The organism is Amycolatopsis sp. WAC 01375, from assembly GCF_003947325.1.
Classification (GTDB): Bacteria; Actinomycetota; Actinomycetes; order Mycobacteriales; family Pseudonocardiaceae; genus Amycolatopsis.
In genome coordinates, this window is the sequence record NZ_QHHW01000060.1 from 1 (window position 1) to 19,959 (window position 19,959).

The 19,959-nt window shown below is 68.6% G+C and carries 20 protein-coding genes; 4 read left to right on the plus strand and 16 right to left on the minus strand.

Annotated elements, in window-relative coordinates:
* The coding region (locus DL991_RS40300; protein WP_125789605.1) for a DUF222 domain-containing protein at nt 1-409 on the minus strand (409 nt) is incomplete at its 3' end.
* A 248-nt stretch (nt 410-657) separates the two neighbouring features.
* Between DL991_RS40300 and DL991_RS40305 the strand changes: the two genes are divergently transcribed.
* A complete protein-coding gene (locus tag DL991_RS40305; RefSeq protein ID WP_125789606.1) occupies nt 658-2,466 on the plus strand; it encodes an FUSC family protein in 1,809 nt (602 codons plus the stop codon).
* Here the strand turns inward: DL991_RS40305 and DL991_RS40310 are convergent.
* The 11 genes from DL991_RS40310 to DL991_RS40360 all read right to left on the minus strand — a co-directional run bounded on the left by DL991_RS40310 (nt 2,463) and on the right by DL991_RS40360 (nt 11,590).
* A complete protein-coding gene (locus DL991_RS40310) occupies nt 2,463-3,029 on the minus strand; it encodes a hypothetical protein (RefSeq protein ID WP_125789607.1) in 567 nt (188 codons plus the stop codon). The two genes, DL991_RS40305 and DL991_RS40310, sit on opposite strands and share 4 nt — an antisense overlap.
* A gap of 93 nt (nt 3,030-3,122) precedes the next feature.
* Nucleotides 3,123-3,983, minus strand: a complete 861-nt coding sequence (locus DL991_RS40315) for a DivIVA domain-containing protein (RefSeq protein ID WP_034319194.1) — start codon at nt 3,981-3,983, stop codon at nt 3,123-3,125.
* Between the two features lie 54 nt (nt 3,984-4,037).
* Nucleotides 4,038-4,313, minus strand: a complete 276-nt coding sequence (locus DL991_RS40320) for a YggT family protein (RefSeq protein ID WP_005155180.1) — start codon at nt 4,311-4,313, stop codon at nt 4,038-4,040.
* 114 nt (nt 4,314-4,427) lie between these two features.
* Nucleotides 4,428-5,042, minus strand: coding sequence for a cell division protein SepF (locus DL991_RS40325; RefSeq protein WP_125789608.1), 615 nt, complete (start codon nt 5,040-5,042; stop codon nt 4,428-4,430).
* An 82-nt stretch (nt 5,043-5,124) separates the two neighbouring features.
* Complete coding sequence (locus DL991_RS40330; protein ID WP_125789609.1) at nt 5,125-5,856, minus strand: YggS family pyridoxal phosphate-dependent enzyme; 732 nt, start codon at nt 5,854-5,856, stop codon at nt 5,125-5,127.
* Nucleotides 5,853-6,560 (minus strand): peptidoglycan editing factor PgeF, encoded by a 708-nt coding sequence (pgeF, locus tag DL991_RS40335; RefSeq protein WP_125789610.1) that lies wholly within the window; start codon nt 6,558-6,560, stop codon nt 5,853-5,855. Before pgeF ends, DL991_RS40330 begins: the two co-directional genes overlap by 4 nt.
* A 74-nt stretch (nt 6,561-6,634) precedes the next feature.
* On the minus strand, nt 6,635-7,960 hold the full coding sequence (gene ftsZ / locus DL991_RS40340; protein ID WP_125789611.1) for a cell division protein FtsZ: 1,326 nt from the start codon (nt 7,958-7,960) through the stop codon (nt 6,635-6,637).
* A gap of 250 nt (nt 7,961-8,210) precedes the next feature.
* Nucleotides 8,211-8,981 carry an anti-sigma factor domain-containing protein gene (locus tag DL991_RS40345; RefSeq protein ID WP_125789612.1) on the minus strand — a complete coding sequence of 257 codons (771 nt, stop codon included), beginning with the start codon at nt 8,979-8,981 and terminating at the stop codon, nt 8,211-8,213.
* Nucleotides 8,978-9,586, minus strand: a complete 609-nt coding sequence (gene sigK / locus DL991_RS40350; protein ID WP_125789613.1) for an ECF RNA polymerase sigma factor SigK — start codon at nt 9,584-9,586, stop codon at nt 8,978-8,980. The genes DL991_RS40345 and sigK overlap by 4 nt, the downstream gene beginning before the upstream one ends.
* Entirely contained in the window at nt 9,579-10,307 is a 729-nt protein-coding gene (locus tag DL991_RS40355; protein WP_199746599.1) for a DUF1365 domain-containing protein, read from the minus strand. The genes sigK and DL991_RS40355 overlap by 8 nt, the downstream gene beginning before the upstream one ends.
* Nucleotides 10,308-10,312: 5 nt before the next feature.
* Complete coding sequence (locus DL991_RS40360; RefSeq protein ID WP_233599296.1) at nt 10,313-11,590, minus strand: NAD(P)/FAD-dependent oxidoreductase; 1,278 nt, start codon at nt 11,588-11,590, stop codon at nt 10,313-10,315.
* A gap of 87 nt (nt 11,591-11,677) precedes the next feature.
* Between DL991_RS40360 and DL991_RS40365 the strand changes: the two genes are divergently transcribed.
* Both DL991_RS40365 and DL991_RS40370 read left to right on the plus strand, forming a co-directional pair.
* Complete coding sequence (locus DL991_RS40365) at nt 11,678-12,949, plus strand: cyclopropane-fatty-acyl-phospholipid synthase family protein (RefSeq protein WP_125789615.1); 1,272 nt, start codon at nt 11,678-11,680, stop codon at nt 12,947-12,949.
* Nucleotides 12,949-13,734 carry a DUF1295 domain-containing protein gene (locus tag DL991_RS40370; protein ID WP_125789616.1) on the plus strand — a complete coding sequence of 262 codons (786 nt, stop codon included), beginning with the start codon at nt 12,949-12,951 and terminating at the stop codon, nt 13,732-13,734. The genes DL991_RS40365 and DL991_RS40370 overlap by 1 nt, the downstream gene beginning before the upstream one ends.
* On the opposite strand, the gene DL991_RS40375 is transcribed toward DL991_RS40370, so the two are convergent.
* Nucleotides 13,721-14,230 carry a DinB family protein gene (locus DL991_RS40375; RefSeq protein WP_125789617.1) on the minus strand — a complete coding sequence of 170 codons (510 nt, stop codon included), beginning with the start codon at nt 14,228-14,230 and terminating at the stop codon, nt 13,721-13,723. The two genes, DL991_RS40370 and DL991_RS40375, sit on opposite strands and share 14 nt — an antisense overlap.
* 221 nt (nt 14,231-14,451) lie before the next feature.
* Between DL991_RS40375 and DL991_RS40380 the strand changes: the two genes are divergently transcribed.
* Complete coding sequence (locus tag DL991_RS40380; protein ID WP_199754282.1) at nt 14,452-15,756, plus strand: wax ester/triacylglycerol synthase family O-acyltransferase; 1,305 nt, start codon at nt 14,452-14,454, stop codon at nt 15,754-15,756.
* Between the two features lie 72 nt (nt 15,757-15,828).
* Here the strand turns inward: DL991_RS40380 and DL991_RS40385 are convergent, their stop codons facing one another.
* From DL991_RS40385 to DL991_RS40395, 3 genes are all read right to left on the minus strand, one after another.
* The gene (locus tag DL991_RS40385) at nt 15,829-17,220 is read right to left on the minus strand and encodes a class II 3-deoxy-7-phosphoheptulonate synthase (protein WP_199746573.1); all 1,392 of its coding nucleotides are present in this window, start codon (nt 17,218-17,220) and stop codon (nt 15,829-15,831) included.
* A 78-nt stretch (nt 17,221-17,298) separates the two neighbouring features.
* Complete coding sequence (locus DL991_RS40390) at nt 17,299-18,231, minus strand: serine protease (protein WP_125789618.1); 933 nt, start codon at nt 18,229-18,231, stop codon at nt 17,299-17,301.
* Between the two features lie 128 nt (nt 18,232-18,359).
* Complete coding sequence (locus DL991_RS40395) at nt 18,360-19,751, minus strand: alpha/beta hydrolase (RefSeq protein ID WP_199754283.1); 1,392 nt, start codon at nt 19,749-19,751, stop codon at nt 18,360-18,362.
* Nucleotides 19,752-19,959: the final 208 nt, after the last annotated feature.

The following is a 19,959-nucleotide window of genomic DNA, read 5'->3' on the forward strand; positions in this document are numbered from 1 at the left end:
TGTCTTCGTCGGGGACGGTGGAGGGGATGCGGGCGAGGGTGCGGATGATGGCGTCGATCTGCGAGCCGCCGATCGCGCCCTCGGCGGCGGCTCGAGCGGTCAAGGGTGCCAGGGGTGGCACGGTGCCGCCGCCGACCTCGACGCCGGGGTGCAGGGCGAGGACGCGGTCGGCGCGGGCACTGGCTTCCTTGTCCGTCACGTGGAAGTCCTCGAAGATCAGCGCCGCCAACGTCGAATGACCGCTGCATCCGCGCACGCCGCGGGAATTGATTTCCGCCAGGATCGCGTTCTGTTCCGCATCCGCCTGTCGCTTGATGATTTCGAGTTCTTGTTTGCGGGCGTGCAGCGTCGCGGTATCGACGCGCCACCACTCGGTGGACGCCCTCTGAGCTGCATCGTCGCTGGCCACGGCACTGACATTACTCCGAATCGAACATCTGCGCTAGCTCGAACGGCCCAACGACGAAAATAGCTGAAATAGCAGCCGCGAAGGAGCGTTAAAGCGGCGAAGCACTTAAGGACACGAAGGCGCCATAAACACTAGATAGCCTCAGAACACGAATTGCACTCACGACCACCCACCCCCACACCCAGGGCCCGAGTTGCCATCCCCGCCGTCGCCTCTAGGTTGACGGATATGTCGATCTTCGAGGCCCCATGAAAGGGCCCGGACTCCTCGTCGTCCTGCTGGTGGTCCTCGGCGGGGTCAGTGGGCTGGGGTTCCTGCTGGGACTGGGCAACGCGGCCGTTCTGGCGGCCCTCACCGCGCTCTTCTGTCTCATGGCGGCGGTCGGCGGGCCGCTTTGGGCGGATCTGCGGCTGTTGGCGTGGTTCGCGCCCTCGCTGATCCTCGCGGTCGGCGTGCCGCGGTTGCTGGGGGCGGTGTCGCAGTGGGCGGCGATCGGGCTGCTGGTGGTGATCGTGGTCGTCGCCGGGCTGTTGCCGGTACTCGGGGCGCGGTTCGTGACGGTCGGCCTCGGGCTCGGGATGGCGTCGCTGTTCGGGTACGGCTTCCAGTTGACGGGGACGGCGTCGGCGGGGCAAATCTTGGGTGCGCCCGCGCTCGCGGTGGGGGTCGTGGTGCTGTTGCGGGTCTTGATGGGCGCGAAGGATCCGGCCAAACCGACCCGTGACGCGCTGGCCGACGCGCTCGCGACGGGTTCGCCCGAAACGCAGGAACGGGCGGCGAGGCTCTGGCTCGCGGATCGGCCCCATCGCTGGACCAGCAGGGTTCTCGGCGGCATGTTCCGGTATCGCGCGGTCGCCGGGTTACTGGAGACCCGGCGGAACCGACTGAACAGCGAAGAAATCGGCGAAACGCTCAGCGCCGCCAAGGAAGAAGCCGCCAGACTCGCCGAGGCCGTCCGGAACACGACGGCACCGGACGAGGTCGAACCGGTGCGGCGCAAGGAACCCGTCGGACTTCCCGGCGCCACGGCGAGGCTCGTCGAAAGGCTCTGGGACGCTCTCGAAACCATCCGGGCCGCGGCGGTCGAACGCGACGAGTCGCGTATGGACGTTCCGAAAGGACTCCGGAAGGAGTTACGCCGGATCGAGCTGAGCGGCGCGTTTTCCTGGCAGTCGGCGCAGTTCCGGCACGCGCTCCGCTGCGGGCTCGGCGTCGGGCTGGCACTGGTGGTCGCGAGTTTCCGGCCCGGCGACCCGCTCACCGTGTCGTTCCTGCTCGGCACTTTCGCCATCATGCAACCGGAATGGCGGGACAGTCTCGGCAAGGCCTGGCAGCGGATCGGCGGCTCTCTCGGCGGCGCTGTCGTGCTCACGCTCGTTCTTTGGCTTCTGCCGCAAGGGTTTCTGCTGCCGATCGGGCTCGTCGCACTGCTCGGCGGGTTCTCGTTCATGCGGACCCGGCCGGCGGTGTTCAACGGCTGCATGGTCCTGATGTCGGTCGGCATGAACGCGACCACCAGACATCTCGACCCGCGTTACGTCCTCGTCGAGTACTTGCTTCTGATGGTCCTCGCCGGTGCCATCGCCCTGCTGTTCGGTTTCGCCGCGATCCCCGGCGTGCCGAAACCCGGCCCGGTGGAACGGTTCGAGAGCGCGGTCGGCGCCACTCGCGCGCTGCTCGGCTCGGTGGGGCGGAAACTGCGCGGCGAGGACGTCGACCCGCGGACGCTCGGCCGCGAGTTCCGTGCCGTCGCCGTCGCACACCACGGCCTTCGCTCTGCGGAGCCGGGCACGAAGGAACCCGCACCCGGCCAGCGGGACGCGCTGGAGAACGCCGCCGAAGCCTTGCGCGGCCTGTCCGTCACCGCGTCATCGCTCTTGCTGCGGCCGGGATCAGCCGGAGCGGCGGACGCTGTCGACGAAGCCGCCCGCACGCTCGGGACGGAAGAGGCGGCGGAGATCCGGGTGCCACGGGACGCGGACGAGGAACAGCGGCTGGTGCTCGACATGATCGCCGCCGACGTCGTGGCGGTCGGCGAAGCGGCTCAGAAGCTCTAAGCCTTTTCGCGGTGCTGCCCGGCGATCTCGGCGTCGGGTGTGCACAGCGCGCACGGGGTGAACCCGAGCTGCCGCGCCTCGCCGATACCGAGCGGGATCGTGTCCCGTGTTTCGAGCCACGTGCACGACGTCACGTGATAGCGCGGGTACTCGTCGACGACGACGACCTCGGTCTCGAGTTCGGAGACGACCGCCACGTCCTCGGGGTCGCTGTCCTCCTCGCCGGGGTCACCGGTGCGCTGCGGCTCCTCAGCCTCTTCAGCGTCTCCCAGCTCACCGGCGGCCGGCATCAAGGCGGTCTGCTCGACGTCCTCGGGTTTCTTTTCCTCACCCTCGGCGGACTCGTCGTCAGAGGCGTCTTCGGCCGAGTCTTCCGCCGCTTCTTCGGCGGGGGCATCGGCCGCACGCTTCTTCCGGCGGCGCAACAGGTCGAAGAGGAGCAGCAACCCCGCGACGACGGAGAGACCGATGGAGATCCAAGCCCACAGGGAGTTCGCGGTGATGAGCGCCGCGACGAGCAGCCCCAGAGCCGCCAGTACCAGTACCAGGACGATGTAGAGCACGGTGAATTACAACACGGGAGCCAAGCGAAACGGCCCCGACCCTCCGGAGAGTGCCGAGGCCGTTCCACTGTGTAGAAACAAACCGGGCAGAGATCAGCCCGCTTCGGCCCGAGGACCGAACGAGTAACCCTGTCCGCCACCGGAGGACGACGACTGCCCCGAGTTCGACGAGGACGCCGAGGCGGGAGCGGCCGAACCGCGGTCGTCGAGCTCACGCAGCTGGGACTCGAGGAACCCGCGCAGCCTCGTGCGGTACTCCCGCTCGATCGTGCGCAGCTCTTCGATCTTCTTGCCCAGCGAGCCCTTCTCCGCGTTCATGTTGTTCATGGTCTCGGTGTACTTGCGCTGAGCTTCGCGCTCCATGGTCGTCGCCTTGTCGCGCGCCTGGCGCTCCAAGGTCTCGGCACGGGTTCGCGCGTCGTTCAGCATGGTCTCGGCACGCGTGCGTGCCTCGTTCACCATCGAGTCCGACTTGGATCGCGCGTCCGACAGCAGCTGCTCGGACTTGGTCCGGGCTTCGGCGAGCATGCCGTCCGACTCGGTCTTGGCCTCGGCGGTGAGCCGGTCGGCCATTTCCTGTGCCAGCCCGAGCACCTTCGCGGCCTGGACGTTGGGCTCCCCGTTGTCCGGCACCATCGAATGGGCCTGGGTCTGCTCCATCGCCGACTGCGGCGGCGGCACCGGCGCCAGGCGGCGCGACGGCTCGTCGCGTACCTGTGGCGGCGGGCCGACGGCGCCGGCCTTGGCGTTCTCGAGCTCACCACGGGTGGTCTCGAGCTCGTTGTCGAGCTGCTCGACCTGCTGCCGCAGCTCGTTGTTGTCCTCGATCAACCGGGCAAGCTCGGTCTCCACCAGGTCGAGGAACGCGTCCACCTCGTCCTCGTTGTAGCCCCTTTTGCCAATGGGCGGCTTGCTGAACGCGACGTTATGCACGTCAGCGGGGGTCAACGACATCAGATCACCTCACGCACTCCATGGCCTGCAGGTCCACCGGGGCTTCCCCGAAAATCACCCTGGCGTTGCCAGCTGCATCGCGAAGAACACAACCAACAGCAGCACCATAATCGATAAGTCCAGTCCGACGCCGCCGATTCGTACGGTCGGGATGATTCGTCTGAACAGACGAACCGGTGGGTCGGTCACTGTGTAGATGGTCTCGAGCGTTACCGCAACCCCTCCGGCAGGACGCCACTCGCGAGCGAAAGCACGCACGAGCTCGACGACGATCCGTGCCGTCAGCAGGAGCCAGAAAGCGAACAGCACGTACCAGACGACCAGCAACACAGCATTCACGTAACCACTCTGCCATGCCTCGCGTCAAAACACGCAGTTGACGGGCTCCAGATGCCGATGAGTCGACAAAATCACATCCGGCTGCGTTCAGCGGTCACCGGGTGATCAGCCGCGCAGGAATAATCCGCCTTCGGCAATCCGCCGACGGTCCTCCGCGGTGACGTCCACATCGGGCGGTGAGAGAAGGAACACCTTGTTGGTGACCTTGTCCATCGATCCGCGCAACGCGAAAGCGAGCCCCGCGGCGAAGTCGACGAGACGCTTCGCGTCCGCGTTCTCCATCTCCGTGAGGTTCATGATCACCGGGATGCCCTCCCGGTAGTGCTCCCCGATCGCCCGCGCTTCGGCGTAGCTCGTCGGGTGCAGCGTCGTGATCCGGCTCAACGGGTCACGCACCGCGGCCCGGACCGGCTCGGTGACCGGCCGCAGCCGCGCGACCGGCTCCGGCTGGCGGTCGATCGCCAGTGCCCCGTGGACCGCAGGCTCCGGGCTGGGCACGGAGCGTGACCGAGGCCGCGGCGCGGGCTCGTCATAAGTGTCATCGACGTCCCGGTAACGTCCACCCCGTGACCGGGCCGGCGGCTCATCGTCGTAGTCGTACTCATCGTCGGCGTATTCCTTTGAGGCGTAGCCTCGCCGGTAGTCATCCTCGACGTCATAGCCGTCTTCGTCCGCGGGCACCATCCCGAAGTAGGCCTTCAGCTTCTGCAGCGCGCTCATGCCTCTCCCTAGCCTTAGCCGCGTCCCGCACCGTACTCCCCCGCCCTCGCCGCCACTCCCCGTAACGACGAGACGGTATTCCCTAGGGCGAGGCTAAACCGCGTCCACCGAGCAACGCGGTTCCGACACGCACACAGGTCGAGCCGTGCGCGATAGCCTGCTCGAGATCATTGCTCATTCCGGCGGAGATCTCACGGGCTTTTGGGTGCTCTTCCCGAAGACTCTCCGACGCGCGAGCGAGTTCCTCGAACGCCTCAGCGGGATCAATACCCAGCGGAGCCACGGCCATAAGCCCTCGGAGGCGAAGATCACCCACATGGGCTATCCGCTCCGCCAATTGGCGTAACTCGCTCAACCGAATGCCCCCGCGGTTCGGATCGTCATCGAGACTTACTTGAATGAGGACGTCCAACGGGTGCTCGCGTTGCCCGGAATCGAGGGCCGACCTGGTCGCCTTCGCGAGCGCGTCGGCGAGGCGTCCGGAGTCGACGGACTGGATCTCGTCCGCCCAGCGCACGACCGATTTGGCCTTGTTCCGTTGCAGGCTTCCGACCATATGCCAGCGGATCCGGGCGTCGGGACGGAGACCGGCGACCTCTTCGGCCTTCGCGCCCGCCTCCTGATCGCGGTTCTCGGCGAGGTCGAGCGCGCCGAGGTCGGCGAGCAGCGCGGCGTCGAGCGCCGGGAAGGTCTTGGTGACCGCGAGCAGCTTGACCTCGTCGCGCGTCCGGCCGGCAGCCTTGCACGCGGCACCGATCCGCTCTTCCACTTCGGCAAGGGACGCGGCCAATTCCTCCCGGCGGGTGTCACTCACGACGCGTCCAGCCAGGTGATCCCCGCGATCCGGCCGGTGGTGCCGTCGCGGCGGAAGCTGAAGAGTGTCTTGTCTTCGTTGGTGCAGCGCGGATCCACGCCGATCTTGCCGACGCCGAGGTCGGCCAGTTGCCGCCAGAGACCGGCGCGCAGGTCGAGCCCCGGCGTGCCCTTGCGGGTTTTGCAGGCACTGCCCGGCACGTGTTTTTCGACGTCGGCGGCCATGGCGGCGGGGACTTCGTAGCAGTCGCCGCAAATAGCGGGGCCGAGCAGCCCTTCGATCCTGGCCGGTTCGGCGCCGAGCGAACGCATCGCCTCGATCGCGGCGGGGACGACGCCGACCCTGGCGCCGACACGGCCCGCGTGGACGGCGGCGACGACACCGGCTTCGACGTCGGCGAGCATCAGGGGAACGCAGTCGGCGACGAGCACCACGAGCGCGAGACCGGGCTCGGCCGTCACGAGTGCGTCGGTCGCTTCGGCGGCGGAGGTTTCGGAACCGTCGACGACGGTGGCGGTGCGGCCGTGGACCTGTTCCATCCACGCCAGCCTGTCCTCGGCGAGGCCGAGTTCGGTGGCGAGACGTTTGCGGTTGGCGTAGACGTCACCCGCGTCGTCACCGACGTGATCACCGAGGTTGAAGGTGTCGAAAGGCGGCCGGGAGGCCCCGCCCGCCCTTGTCGTGACAATCCGCCGTACGCGCACGCGTTTCCTCCTAGACCTGAGTGAAGGCCCCCTCGACTGTAGTCAAGGAGGCCTTCACGGAACGTACTGGCGAACTAGCGCCGCATGAACGGCGGCACGTCGACCTCGTCGTCCGAAGGGTCGTCGTGCACCGGGGTGGCGCGGCCGGGCAGGCTGCCGTGGGTCGAGTTCGACCCGATCGGCGAGTAGCCGCGCGAGCCGCCGCCGGGCTGCGGAAGTCCGCCGCTCAGCGATCCGTTGCCTTCGTTGCGGGAGGACGGCATCGGCGTGTGCGTGCGCGGCGGCGCGACCGGGTAGCCGTTCGAACCGGTCGACGGCACCGGCGTGGCACCCGAAGGCGGGCTTTGCACCGGAGTCGCCCCGCCGCCGTTGACCTGGCCGGCCTGCGCGGACGCGGTCGACGAGTTGGAGCGGGAGCCGAAGGTCGACGGGTCGAGCTTCTTGTGGGTCGGGGTGCCGGCGTCGAAACCGGCCGCGATCACGGTGACCCGGACCTCGTCGCCGAGCGAGTCGTCGATGATCGTCCCGAAGATGATGTTGGCGTCGGGGTGCGCGGATTCCTGCACCAGCGACGCGGCTTCGTTGATCTCGAACAGGCCGAGGTCCGACCCGCCCGCGATCGACAGCAGTGCGCCGTGGGCCCCGTCCATCGACGCTTCCAGCAGCGGCGAGTTGATCGCCTTCTCCGCGGCCTGGATCGCCCGGCCTTCACCGCGCGCCGAGCCGATGCCCATCAGCGCGGAACCCGCACCGGACATGACGCTCTTGACGTCGGCGAAGTCCAGGTTGATCAGACCCGGCGTGGTGATCAGGTCGGTGATGCCCTGGACACCCGAAAGCAGCACCTCGTCCGCCGAGCGGAAGGCGTCCATCAGCGAGACGCCGATGTCGCCCAGCTGGAGCAGCCGGTCGTTCGGGATGACGATGAGGGTGTCGCATTCGTTGCGCAGCTGCTGGATGCCGTCTTCGGCCTGCTTGCTGCGGCGCTTGCCCTCGAAGGTGAACGGGCGGGTGACGACGCCGATGGTCAGCGCGCCGAGTTTGCGGGCGATCTGGGCGACGACGGGCGCGCCACCGGTGCCGGTGCCACCGCCTTCACCCGCGGTCACGAACACCATGTCGGCGCCCTTGATGACCTCTTCGATCTCTTCGCGGTGGTCCTCGGCGGCCTTCTGCCCCACTTCGGGGGCGGCGCCGGCACCGAGGCCGCGGGTCAGTTCCCGGCCGATGTCGAGCTTGACGTCGGCGTCGGACATGAGCAGTGCCTGCGCGTCGGTGTTCACCGCGATGAACTCGACGCCCTTGAGGCCGACCTCGATCATGCGGTTCACGGCGTTCACTCCGCCGCCGCCGATACCGACGACCTTGATCACCGCAAGGTAGTTGTGCGGGGGCGTCATCGGAGCCGCCTTCCTGATCGTGTGTGCTCGTGCTGCCCGCCGGTCGCTGAGCCTGGGCCGAACCCTCGAGCTGAAGTTCAGATTGAGAGTTATGTCAACTGCCGACGTTGAAGCAGGACGGTATGCACCAGGCTGGCTCGAATCCAGTAGCCACGCCGTGTGTCGCAAAGGTGTTTTGCCACAACATGTTCGCGGGCGCAAGAGCGAGGCCCGGTCGCGGCGGCGAACGGCGGCCTGGTAAGAGCGGAGATCAAGTGGGCATGGACATGACCAAGACGACGTCCTTCGACGGCGTTCCGGTCGGTGATCCGCCGTCCTGTTCGACGCTGAGCGCGAACTTCTCGGCCCCGCCGAGTTCGTCGGCGACCAGCAGCGCACCGTCCTGACCACCGGGAATGAGCCCGGCGGGCTTGGGCGCGGTGCCCGGGAACATCAGCCACGCCTGATACGTCCGGCCCGGTTCGTTCTTCGGCAGCTGTGCCGCCATGAAGACGAGTTTGTCCTTCGAGCGCGACATCATCACGGTCCCGCCGCCCCCGCCGGTCGCTTCGGCGTGCCCGGTCCGGAGATCGGCCGCCGAAAGCACCTCGGCGACGGGCGCGTACCGCGCCGCGTACTGCGCCGCCTGTTCACGCGCGGCGGTCAGCCGGGTGTGGTTGTCGTAGGCGATGCCGCCGAACACGGCGGTGCCCGCCAGCCCGACGATCGCCGCCGCGGCGGCCGCGATCGCCCAGCGAGGGGCGCGGCGGCGGCCCTTGACGCGCTCCCCGGTCTCGAAGCGCGTCTTCGGCGGCTGCTGCCTGGTCGCCATCGCCTCCGCGAGCACCCGGCGCTTGAGTTCGGGCGGCGGGTCTTCGGCCAGCGCGGCACCGAGGCGGGTCGCGGTCATCTGCAATTCGAGGACCTCTTGAGCGCACGAAGCGCACTCCGCGAGGTGCCGCTGGAACTGGGCACGCTCCACTTCGGACAGCGCGTCGACGGCGTATGCGCCGGTGAGCGTGTGCATTTCGGGCATCGTCATGCCGTCACCCCCAAACAGTCCCGGAGCCTGATCAGGCCGTCCCGGAGCCGGGTCTTGATGGTCCCGTGCGGAGTCTGGAGCACTTCTGAGACCTCGCGATAGGTATAGCCCTGGTAGTAGGCGAGCAGCACGGATTCCCGTTGCAGCTCGGTCAAGGTCGTGAGACAGCGGCGCACCTGCGACCGTTCCCAGCGGGCCGCGACGGCCTCGGCCACCTCGTCGAAGGGCCGGGCGCGGGCGGCCTCGAAGGTCGCCTTGACCTCGCGATCCGAACTCGCGCGTGCCGAGCGGACGCGGTCGACGGCACGGCGGTGCGCGAGCGTCATGGCCCAGTTCAGCGCGCTCCCCCGCTCCGGGGAATAGCGCGTGGCCGTGCGCCACAGCTCCACCATGACCTCCTGGGTGACCTCTTCCGACTGCGCGGAGTCACGCAGGATCCGCCGCACCAGTCCGAGGACCGGGCCGGCGAGTTTGTCGTACAAGGCGTCGAAGGCCCGCTCGTCGCCCTTCGCGACCCGGACGAGCAGATCCTCGGCCGTCGGACCGGCCGGTTCGCCGTCCCCGGGGACGGGCGCCATCCGGCGCGGGCGTGCCGATTCATCCATCAAGGGTGCCTCCGGCCGTCTGCGGCGTCCGCCGGGTGATCGGCGCCTTCTTCAACCACAGTGTGACCCCGTGCCGCCGGATCAGCGCGGAGACCCGGTGCGGCATGAGCGGACGGGTGAGCAGCATATGCGCCAGCCACTTGGCGGTGGCCGGTCGCCGCACCCCGCGCAGCGACGCCGTCAGCGGTGTCTTCCCGTCCTGGCGGAGGGCGATCTTGACCGAGAGCAGTGACTCCGGCCTTGGCACCTCCATCCGGTACTCGCCGTCCATCGACTGGAACGGCGAGACGTAGAACTCCTTGTCCGCGAAGGCGTTCCCGGACTCGTCGGGGCGCAGGAGGTACGCGTGCCGACCGCCGTAGGTGTTGTGGACCTCGGCGACCACGCATTCGAGTTCCCCGTCGGGCCGGTGGCACCAGTACAAGGTGATGGGGTTGAAGTTGTGGCCGAACATCCGCGCGCCGGCGAGCATCAGCACCCGGCCGCCGTCGAGGTCGACGTCGCGAGCCGCGAGCCAACGGTCCAATTTGGACCGGATGCTGGAGGCGTCCTCGGGCGCGAAGTGGTCTCGTGAGTCGAAGCGGGCGAAGGGGCGCAGCCACCACGGCAGCTTCGGCGGCACGTCGAGGTCGACGAACCACAGATAGACGCGATGGGCGAACGAGAGCGGCGGATCGAGGCGCCGGACATGCGCCACCGTGGAGTCGTAGAGCACGGCCATGACGGTCACCAGCGCACCCCGAAGTTCTCGGCCGCGCGGACACCGGAAGCGCAGCCGTCCTCGTGGAACCCCCAGCCGTGATACGCCCCGGCGAAGGTGACCATGTCGTCGCCGAGTTCGGGAAGACGACGCTGGGCGGCCACGGATTCCGGCGTGTAGACGGGGTGTTCGTAGGTCATCTTGGCCAGCACCGAACCGGTGTCGGGGGCGGTGCGTGGGTTGAGCGTGACGACGTAGCCGGTCGGCTCGTCGAGCCGCATCAGGCGGTTCATGTCGTAGGACACCTGGACCGCGCCGTGGCCGGCGCCGCAGAACGGAGTGGCGTAGTTCCAGCCCGCCCGCGCCGATTCCGCCGTCGGGAGCACGCCGGTGTCGGTGTGCAACCACGCTTCGTTGCTGGAGTACCGGAACGAGCCGAGGACGGCACGTTCGGCCTCGGTCGGCGACGCGAGCAGCTTCAGCGCCTGGTCCGCGTGCGTGGCCAGGACGACTTTGTCGAGCTTGTGCCGCGTGTCGGCGTCGTCGCGGACCTCGATCCCCCGCGCGGTGCGTTTGACCGAGCGGACCGGCGTCGACAGGTGCACGGCGGTCAGCTGCTTGGCGGCCCGCTCGACGTATTCGCGGGAGCCGCCGTCGACGGTGCGCCAGCGCGGGGACCCGCCGACCGACAGCATCCCGTGGTTGCGCAGGAACTCGAACAGATAGCGCGCCGGGTAGCGGAGCGTGTCGGTCCGGTCGGCCGACCAGACGGTCGAGACGACCGGGAGCATGAAGTGGTCGACGAAGTACTTCGAGTACCCGCCGATCGCGAGGAACGCGCCGAGCGTGACGTCTCCGGCCTCGGGCGCTTCGAGGACGCGCTTCGCGTGCCGATGGAAGCGCTTGACGTCGGCGAGCATCCGCAGATAGCGCCCCCGGGTGACGTTGCGCGGCTGGGCGAACAGGCCCTTCATACCCTTCGCCCCGGCGTATTGGAGGCCGCAGCCGTCGCAGCGGATGCTCATCGACATCTCCGCGTCGCGGGTGGCGACGCCCAGTTCGGCGAACAGGCGGAGCAGGTTCGGATACGTGCGCTCGTTGTGCACGATGAACCCGGAGTCGACGCCGACGGTGCCGCCGTGCGCGCTCGGGACGTCGTGGGTGTGCGCGTGCCCGCCCAGCCTGTCGTCGGCTTCGAACAGCAGCACTTCGTAGCGGCGTTGGAGCAGATAGGCCGCCGTGAGACCGGCGACGCCGCTGCCGATGACTCCGATGCGTTGACCCTTGGTGTGCACGTGAGGCATTCGGAGCCGGATCGGGCGAGGATTGGATCGCGTGAACCGGTGCCACATCCGACCCATCCCTTTCCGGTCCGGGAGCGAATGACGACTATGCCGAACAGTCCCGCGTCCCGCCTAGCCCCGTTCGTCGAGCGGCTCCTCGGTTGCTCCCTGCCGGTCGGTCTCCGTACCTGGGATGGCGTACGCGCCGGTCCGCCGGATGCCCCGACCGTGGTACTCCGAAACCGGCGTGCGCTCCGCCGTCTCCTCTACGCCCCCGGCGAATTGGGGCTGGCGAGGGCCTACGTCTCCGGTGATCTCGATGTCGAAGGCGACCTCGCCGACGGATTCCGCCGGATCTGGGCGCTGACCCGATCGGGTGCCCTGCGCGGCGCCAGGCTGGGCCCGCGCGAATGGGCCGAGGCGCTGCGGATCGCGGTACGCCTCGGCGTCGTCGGGCCTCCGCCCGAACCGCCCGCCGAGGAGGCCCGGCTGTCCGGGAAACTGCACACGCTGCTCCGCGACAAGTCCGCGATCGCGCACCACTACGACCTGGGCAACGCCTTCTACCAGCTGCTGCTCGACGAATCGATGGCCTACTCGTCCGGATACTGGACCTCCGACGAGGACGGCTACGGCGTCGAGCAGGCCCAATGGGACAAACTCGAACTGATCTGCCGCAAGCTCGGCCTGCGCCCGGGGATGCGGCTGCTCGACGTCGGCTGCGGCTGGGGCTCGCTCCTGGTCCACGCGGCGAAACACCACGGGGTCCATGCCGTCGGGATCACCCTGTCGGCGGAACAGCTGCAGCACGTCCGCGGCCGCCTCGTCCAGCACGATCTGGAGGATCGCGTCGAGGTCCGCCGTCAGGACTATCGCGAGCTGGCAAGCGAACCGTTCGACGCGGTCGCGTCCATCGAGATGGGTGAACACGTCGGCGAGGAGAACTACCCCGAGTACACGCGGACGCTGTTCCGGATGCTCAAGCCCACCGGACGGCTGGTCCTGCAGCAGATGTCCCGCGGCGCCGTGGCGCCCGGCGGCGGCGCGTTCATCGAGCGCTATATCGCCCCCGACATGACGATGCGGCCGTTGAGCCGCACGCTCGGGCGTCTGGAGGCCGCAGGGTTCGAGATCCGCGACGTCCACGCCCTGCGCGAGCACTACGTGCGTACGGTCCGAGCATGGGAGAAGACCCTGGAAGGCAACTGGGACGACGTCGTCGCGCTGATCGGTGAGTCCGGTGCGCGGGTCTGGCGGCTGTACCTGGTCGGCGGGGCGCTCGCGTTCGAGGAGAACCGGATGGGTGTCGACCAGATCCTCGCGGTCCGCCCGTCCGACGAGGGCTTGAGCGCGATGCCTGCCACCCGGGAGTGGTCCTGATGCCCCTCGGCGGCACCCTCGCGGTGACGGCGGGCGCGACTCTGATGGCCTTCGTCGTCACCTTCGCCGTCGCGCGGTGGCGCAAGCGGTACGACACCGTCGACACGTTCTGGGGGCCGGGCTTCGCGCTCGTCGCGCTGGTGGCGGCCCCGCTCGGGGACGGGCCGGTGGCGCTGCGCGTGGTCGCCGCGCTGCTGACCACGATCTGGGGTGTACGCCTCGGCGTCCACCTCCACCTGCGCAACCACAAACTGCCCGAAGACCCGCGTTACGTGCGGATGGCGGAGAACGCCGGGGAGAATCCGGCGCTCAAGCTCTTCGTCCGCGTGTACCTGCTCCAGGCCGTGGTGCTCTGGTTCGTCTCGCTGCCGGTCCAGTTCGCGATGTACGGCGACTCGTTCGGGCCGGCGGCGTGGCTCGGTGTCGCGGTGTGGCTGATCGGCTTCGCGTTCGAGACGATCGGCGACGAGCAGCTGCGCCGCTTCAAGGCCGACCCGGACAACAAGGGCAAGGTGCTCGACAGCGGGCTGTGGCGCTACACGCGGCATCCCAACTACTTCGGTGACGCGTGCGTGTGGTGGGGCCTGTACCTGCTGGCGTGCTCGAGCTGGGTGGGGGCGGCGACGATCCTGTCGCCGATCGCGATGACGTACACCCTGGCCAAGGGCACCGGAAAACCTTTGCTGGAGAAGGGTTTGCGGCGTTCCCGGCCGGGATACGCCACGTACGTCGAGCGGACCAGCGGATTCTTCCCGCTGCCCCCTCGCGGCGTCACTCCCCGGTGAGACCGTCGGTCAGCTCGCGCAACAGGTCGAGGTGGCCGGCGTGCCTGCCGGTCTCCTCGATCATGTGCGCGACCACGAACCGGACGTTGACCTGGCGATCGTCGCGGAAGGGGACCACGTCGTCCAGCCCCATCCCGGCGACGACCTTGCGGCTGCGTTCGCACTCGGCCTCGTAGGCGGCGATCAACTGGTCGATCGGGGTCTGCATGGCGACCCGGAATTCGGCGTCCGGATCGACCTCCAGCGCCTCCTTCCAGACATCTTCCTGTCCCTTGAGCACGACGGTGAACCAGTACTGCTCGACGAGGGTCAGGTGCCCGAGCAGACCGGCGACGGTGGTGAGTTCACTGGGGACGAGCGGCCGCCGGGCCTGCTCGTCGGTGAGGCCCGAGCACTTCCACACGACCGTGGCGCGGAGGAAGTCGAGGAAGCCGTTCAGCTGGGTGCGCTCGTCGCCGGTGAGCGGCGGTTCGGGACGCTTCGGTTCGTCGGTCATGGTGGTGCAGTCTGCCGGTTTCCTCCGATGATCCGCTAACGAGTTACCCCGGGACGCACTGTCCACCATCTGTCGCAGAGCCGTGGTCCATGTCCGAACGCCATCCCATCGTTCGAGTGAAACCAGCGGTAATTAGCGCCGAGGAAACATGACGACCACCCGCCCGTCATGTCAGGCTGATGCAGTTGTACCCATCGCCGGAGAACCGAGAAAGGTCACTGATGTCAGGCCCTCAGCTGAGCGCACTCGATGTCGCTTTCCTTTGCCTGGAAAGCGAAACGACACCTATGCACATGGGCGCGGTGGCCACCTTCCGCCCGCACGGGCAGGTGCACGCGCGTAAGCTGACCACGCTGCTCGCCGAGCGGGCGGCACGGCTTCCGAAGCTGCGTCAGCGCCCTCGCGCCGCGCTGTTCCCGCCCGGCGCCGCCACCTGGGCCGAGGACCCGGATTTCGTTGCCAGTGAACATATTTCACATCACCACCTGAGCTCCCTGTACGAACCGGACCCGCTCTCCGCCTACGCGTCGCGCTGGATGGGACGGCCGCTCGACACCGGAAAACCCTTGTGGGACCTGCATCTCGTCACCGGCCTGCCGGACGGCGAGTTCGCGTTGCTGCTGAAACTGCACCACGCGCTCACCGACGGGGCGGGCGCGTACGCCGTCGCCGCGGGCCTGCTCGACGAGGTCCCACGCGTGACGAGGCGTCCGCACAGCGGCTCCGGACCGCCCACGCCTCGCTCCCCTGTGGACGCCGTCAAGGAAGCCGTCGGCTCGACACTGGCCCAGGCCGGGATCGCCTCTTCGGTCGTCCGCGCGACCCGCTCGCCGCTGTCGCCGATCAGCGCGCCGCCGTCGACCGAACGACGGCTCGGCCTCGTCCGGCTGGACACCACCGAGATCCGGCGGATCCGCCGGGCCCACGGCGGGACGGCCAACGACGTCGTGCTGGCGATCCTCAGCGGCGCGCTGCGCGAATGGATGATCAACCGCGGCCAGCGCGCCGACGACCGGACGCTGCGGGCGCTCATCCCGGTCAGCGTGCGCGGACGGTCCGCCGAGCAACTCGGCGGGAACAAGCTGTCCGGCTACCTCTGCGACCTGCCGGTCGGCCTCGACGACCCGCTGGAGCGGCTGCTGGCCGTCCAGCGCGAGATGAGCCGGAACAAGGCCGCGGGCCCGGCCCGGGGCCCCGGTGCGTTCCCGCTGCTCGCCGACCGGATGCCGCCGATGCTGCACCGGCTCGGCAGCAAGGCCGCCGGACTGGCCGCGCCGCTGCTGTTCGACCTCGTGATCACCACGGTGCCGGTGCCGCCCAACCGGCTCACCCTCGACGGCACGAAACTCGACGGCGTGTACCCGTTCGTGCCGCTGGCGCCGCGGCAGGCGATCGGGATCGCGGTGGCGACCTACCGCGACTCCGTCCACATCGGACTTCAGGCGAACGGGGCGGCGGTTTCGGACGTGGGTTCGCTGCGGGACGGGGTGCTCAAGTCGGCCGCGAGGCTGCTGAACACTGCCTAGCGCGTGCAATGAAAGGCCCCTTCATTGCAAATTTTGCAATGAAGGGGCCTTTCATGTCAGTCGAGAGAGGCGTCAGCCGCGAAGCATCTCCGCGACCAGGAACGCCAGCTCCAGCGACTGCTGCGTGTTCAGGCGCGGGTCGCACGCGGTCTCGTACCGGCCCGAGAGGTCCAGATCCGAGATCTCCTGCGCGCCGCCGAGGCATTCGGTGACGTCCTCACCGGTGAGCTCGACGTGGATGCCGCCCGGGTAGGTGCCGAGCTTGCGGTGCACCTCGAAGAAGCCCTGCACCTCGTCCACGATCCGGTCGAAGTGCCGGGTCTTGTAGCCCGTCGAAGCCTCGTGCGTGTTGCCGTGCATCGGGTCGCACTGCCAGATGACCTTGTGCCCGGACGCCTCGACCTTCTCGACGATCGCGGGCAGCACCTCGCGGACCTTGCCGTTGCCCATCCGGGCGATCAGCGTCAGCCTGCCGGGCTCGTTGCGCGGGTCGAGGCGGCGGACGTACTCGACGGCCTGTTCGGGCGTGGTCGTCGGGCCGATCTTGAGGCCGATCGGGTTGGCCAGCAGTTCGGCGAAGGCGATGTGCGCGCCGTCGAGCTGCCTGGTCCGCTCGCCCACCCACAGGAAGTGCGAGGACAGGTTGTACAGCTTGGGGTTCGCCGCGTCCGCGCGGTCCATCCGCAGCATGGAGCGCTCGTAGTCCAGCAGGAGCGCCTCGTGGCTGGCGAAGATCTCGGTGGACTGGAGCGACGCGTCGGTGACGCCGCAGGCCGACATGAACCGCAGGCCGCGGTCGATCTCCGCGGCCAGCGCCTCGTAGCGCTCGCTGGCGGGCGAGGACTTCACGAAGTCCTTGTTCCAGTCGTGCACCTGGTGCAGGTCCGCCATGCCGGCGCCGGTGAGCGCGCGGACGAGGTTCATCGCGGCGCCCGCGTTGGCGTAGGCGCGGATCATCCGGCCCGGGTCGGGCACGCGGAGTTCGGGCTTGGCGACGAGCGAGTTGATGATGTCGCCGCGGTACACCGGCAGGCCGAGCGCGTCGGTGGACGCCGAACGCGGCTTCGCGTACTGGCCCGCGATCCGGCCGACCTTCACCACCGGCAGGCTCGCGCCGTAGGTGAGGACGACGGCCATCTGCAGCAGGGTGCGCAGGTTGGCGCGGATGTGCGGCTCGGTGTTCGACTCGAACGTCTCCGCGCAGTCACCGCCCTGCAGCAGGAACGCCTCGCCGCGGGCGACCATGGCGAGCCGGTCGGAGAGCCGGTCGATCTCGGCGGGGACGGTGATCGGCGGCACACTCTCCAGCACGCCGCGGACGCGCTTCGTCAGCTCGGCGTCCGGCCATTCGGGCTGCTGCGCGGCGGGCCGGGAAAGCGCGTCGTCGAGCCGATCACGCAGCTCGGGAGGCAGAGGAGGCAGTTCGGGGAGCGTGTCGACGGGAACGTCCACTGTCCAGTTCACCGGACCAGGATATGCCGCGCCGAAAGCCGCCCGCCCACCGGGACGAAAGTCCCAAAAGGTGGACGGGCGGCGGGTTGATCAGGCGGCCTGCGCCTTGTTGTAGAGGTTCTGCGCGTCCGTGCCGAAGTACGGGCCGAACATGTAGCCGGGCAGGAAGTTGTAGCCGAAGCTGTTCACCGAGGCCTGGACGCCCGCGCCGGTCGCCTCGCTGAAGTTGAGGAACCACGGGCCGCCGCTCGAACCACCGGTCATGTTGCAGTTCATCCCGTGGTCCTTGGTGAGCAGGAAGTCGGTGAACGTGCTCCCGCTGCAGTAGATCAGCTTCGAGCCGTCGTACGGCGCCGCCGCCGGGTATCCGAAGGTGTACATCGACTGGTTGCGCGCCTGGTTGAACGCGATCCCCTGCGCGCCGACGACGTCGGTCAGCTTCTGCCCGTTGAGCGGGTTGACCACGGCCGCGCCGATGTCGTAGTTCATGTCCTCGCTCGCTTCCCACTGCGGAGTGGTCAGCGTGCTCTTCGCCGCCCAGGTGCCGTAGGGCGTGTTGCCGTTGTTGTAGCCGGGCGCGAAGGTCCAGTTGGTGTGCCAGGCGCCCTGGTACTTCACACAGTGCCCGGCGGTGATCACGACACTGCCGTTCGCGCTGGTGACCGCGTCACCGGAGCACGACGCGTTCCGCCCGCCCATGGTGAAGAACACCCGGCCGGCGGTCTGCACGACCTTGCCCGCCCCCGTCCACGCGCCGCCACCGTTGGGGATGCTCTGGATGATCGTGCTCTCCCCCTTCGCGACGTCCTTGAGCGAAAGGGGCGGGGCCTGGACCAGCTGCTCGATCGGCACCGCCGACCGCATCCGCTCGGGCGTCCAGTAGGCCGCCACCGCCTGCGCGTCGGCCGCTGCCTGATGATGGACCGGTCCGGCGTGAGCGGGACTCGCGACCGCGGTCAGCGCCGTCACCGCGAGCCCCATGAGCGCCGCCAGGATCCCCGTCCGGGAAGCCGTCCTCTGCATGGCGTACCACCTTTCACCACCGGTGAATTGCCGTATGACTTGCACGACATTTCGAAAGTATTTGTCCTGCTACCAGGCGTACAAGCGCCCGTTCGGCCGCATCCGTGGCGACATATCGGCCAATCGGCCTAGCGGCAGTGCGAATCGGCGGCCGGGAGGACGCCGTCCCGCAGATAGCGGACGACGGTGTCGTTCCCGCAGGCGTTCTCCTTGGTGAAGACGCCGTGCCCGCCGGCGTCGACGGTGACGAACTTCGCCCGCGCGCCCAGCGCCGACCGCATTTCGCGGGCGCCGACCAGCGGCGTCGCCGGGTCGCGGAGGTTCTGCACCAGCAGGATGTTCGACGGTCCGCGGTCGTGGATCCTCACCGAAGGCTCGCGGCGCTCCACCGGCCAGAACGCGCAGGGCGTGATGTTCGCCGCGGCCGGACCGAACATCGGATGCGTCACGCGGGCCCGTTCGACCGCCTTTTGGTAGTACCGCACGCTTTCCGGCCAGTCGGAGTCGTTGCACAGCACCTGGAGCTGGAGCGCGGCGTGGTTGTCACCGTCGAGCGGACCGCCCTGGGCCTTCGCCGCCGGTGCGGACCATTGCTCGGCGAGACCGGGGAAGTTCGCGTCGTCGTACAGGGCTCCCCAAGTGTCGCTTCGGATTCCCGGGCGCTTTTCCACCAGCTCGAAGAACTTCGCCGTCACCTCGGCCTGTGTCCGCCCGAGGTGGTAGACGTCGTCCCGCGCCGCCGCCCAAGCCGTGAAGTCGCCGAAACGGTCGTCGAAACCGTCCGCGAAGCGTTGGTGCGCCCGGACGTCCAGGCCGTTCGGGCCGGTAAGGCTGTCCAGCACGATCCGGTCGGTGCGCGCCGGGAACATCGAGGCGTAGGCAGCACCGAGATAACTCCCGTACGAGACGCCGTAATAGGAGATCTTCCGCTCACCCAGCGCCTCGCGGATCCGGTCCATATCGCGCGCGGTGTTGGCGGTGGTCATCCGCGGCAGGAGATCCGCCGTCTTCGACTCGGCGCATTGCTTCGCCACCACACGGGACTTCGCCGCCTTCTCGGCGACGTCACGCGGGCCGTCCGCGTACGGGCCGGTGAGGATGAACCGCTGTTCTTCGGTGAGGTCGCACGTCACCGGCGTGCTGTAGGTGGTGCCGCGCGGATCGAAACCGATGACGTCGTAACTGTCGAGCAAGCCGGACTGGCCCTGTCGCTGCGCGAGTTGCGCGGGCATCGCCAGGCCGGGGCTCCCCGGGCCGCCGGGGTTCATCAGCAGCACGCCACGGCGTTTCGGCGAGGTGCTCGCCTTACGGGAGACGGTGAGTTCGATGGTGCGCCCGCCGGGGTCTGCGTAGTCCAGCGGCACCTTCAGCTTCGCGCATTCGAGGCCCGCGGTCGGTGAGGGCGTCATGCCGTAGTCCGGGCACGGTGACGTCCACTTCGGTGCCGGAGCCGCTTCGGCGGTCACCGGGACGGCCATGGTCAGTGGCAGGAAAGCCAGCAGTGCCAACGTCTTTCTCATGCGGAAAGCTTGGCGTGACCGGCCGCCCTACCGCGTCGGACCGTGGCCTGATCCCGGACCTCCACCTTGGGTGGGGGCGTGCCTTACGTTGGTCTTGGGGCTCGTGAGTGGTAAGGACGGTTATTGAGGGGTAAGGCAAACGTGGCGTGTCTCGGGGCGAGACGGTGGCTGGGTGACGCGACACCGCACTCGCGTGCTCAGACCCGGA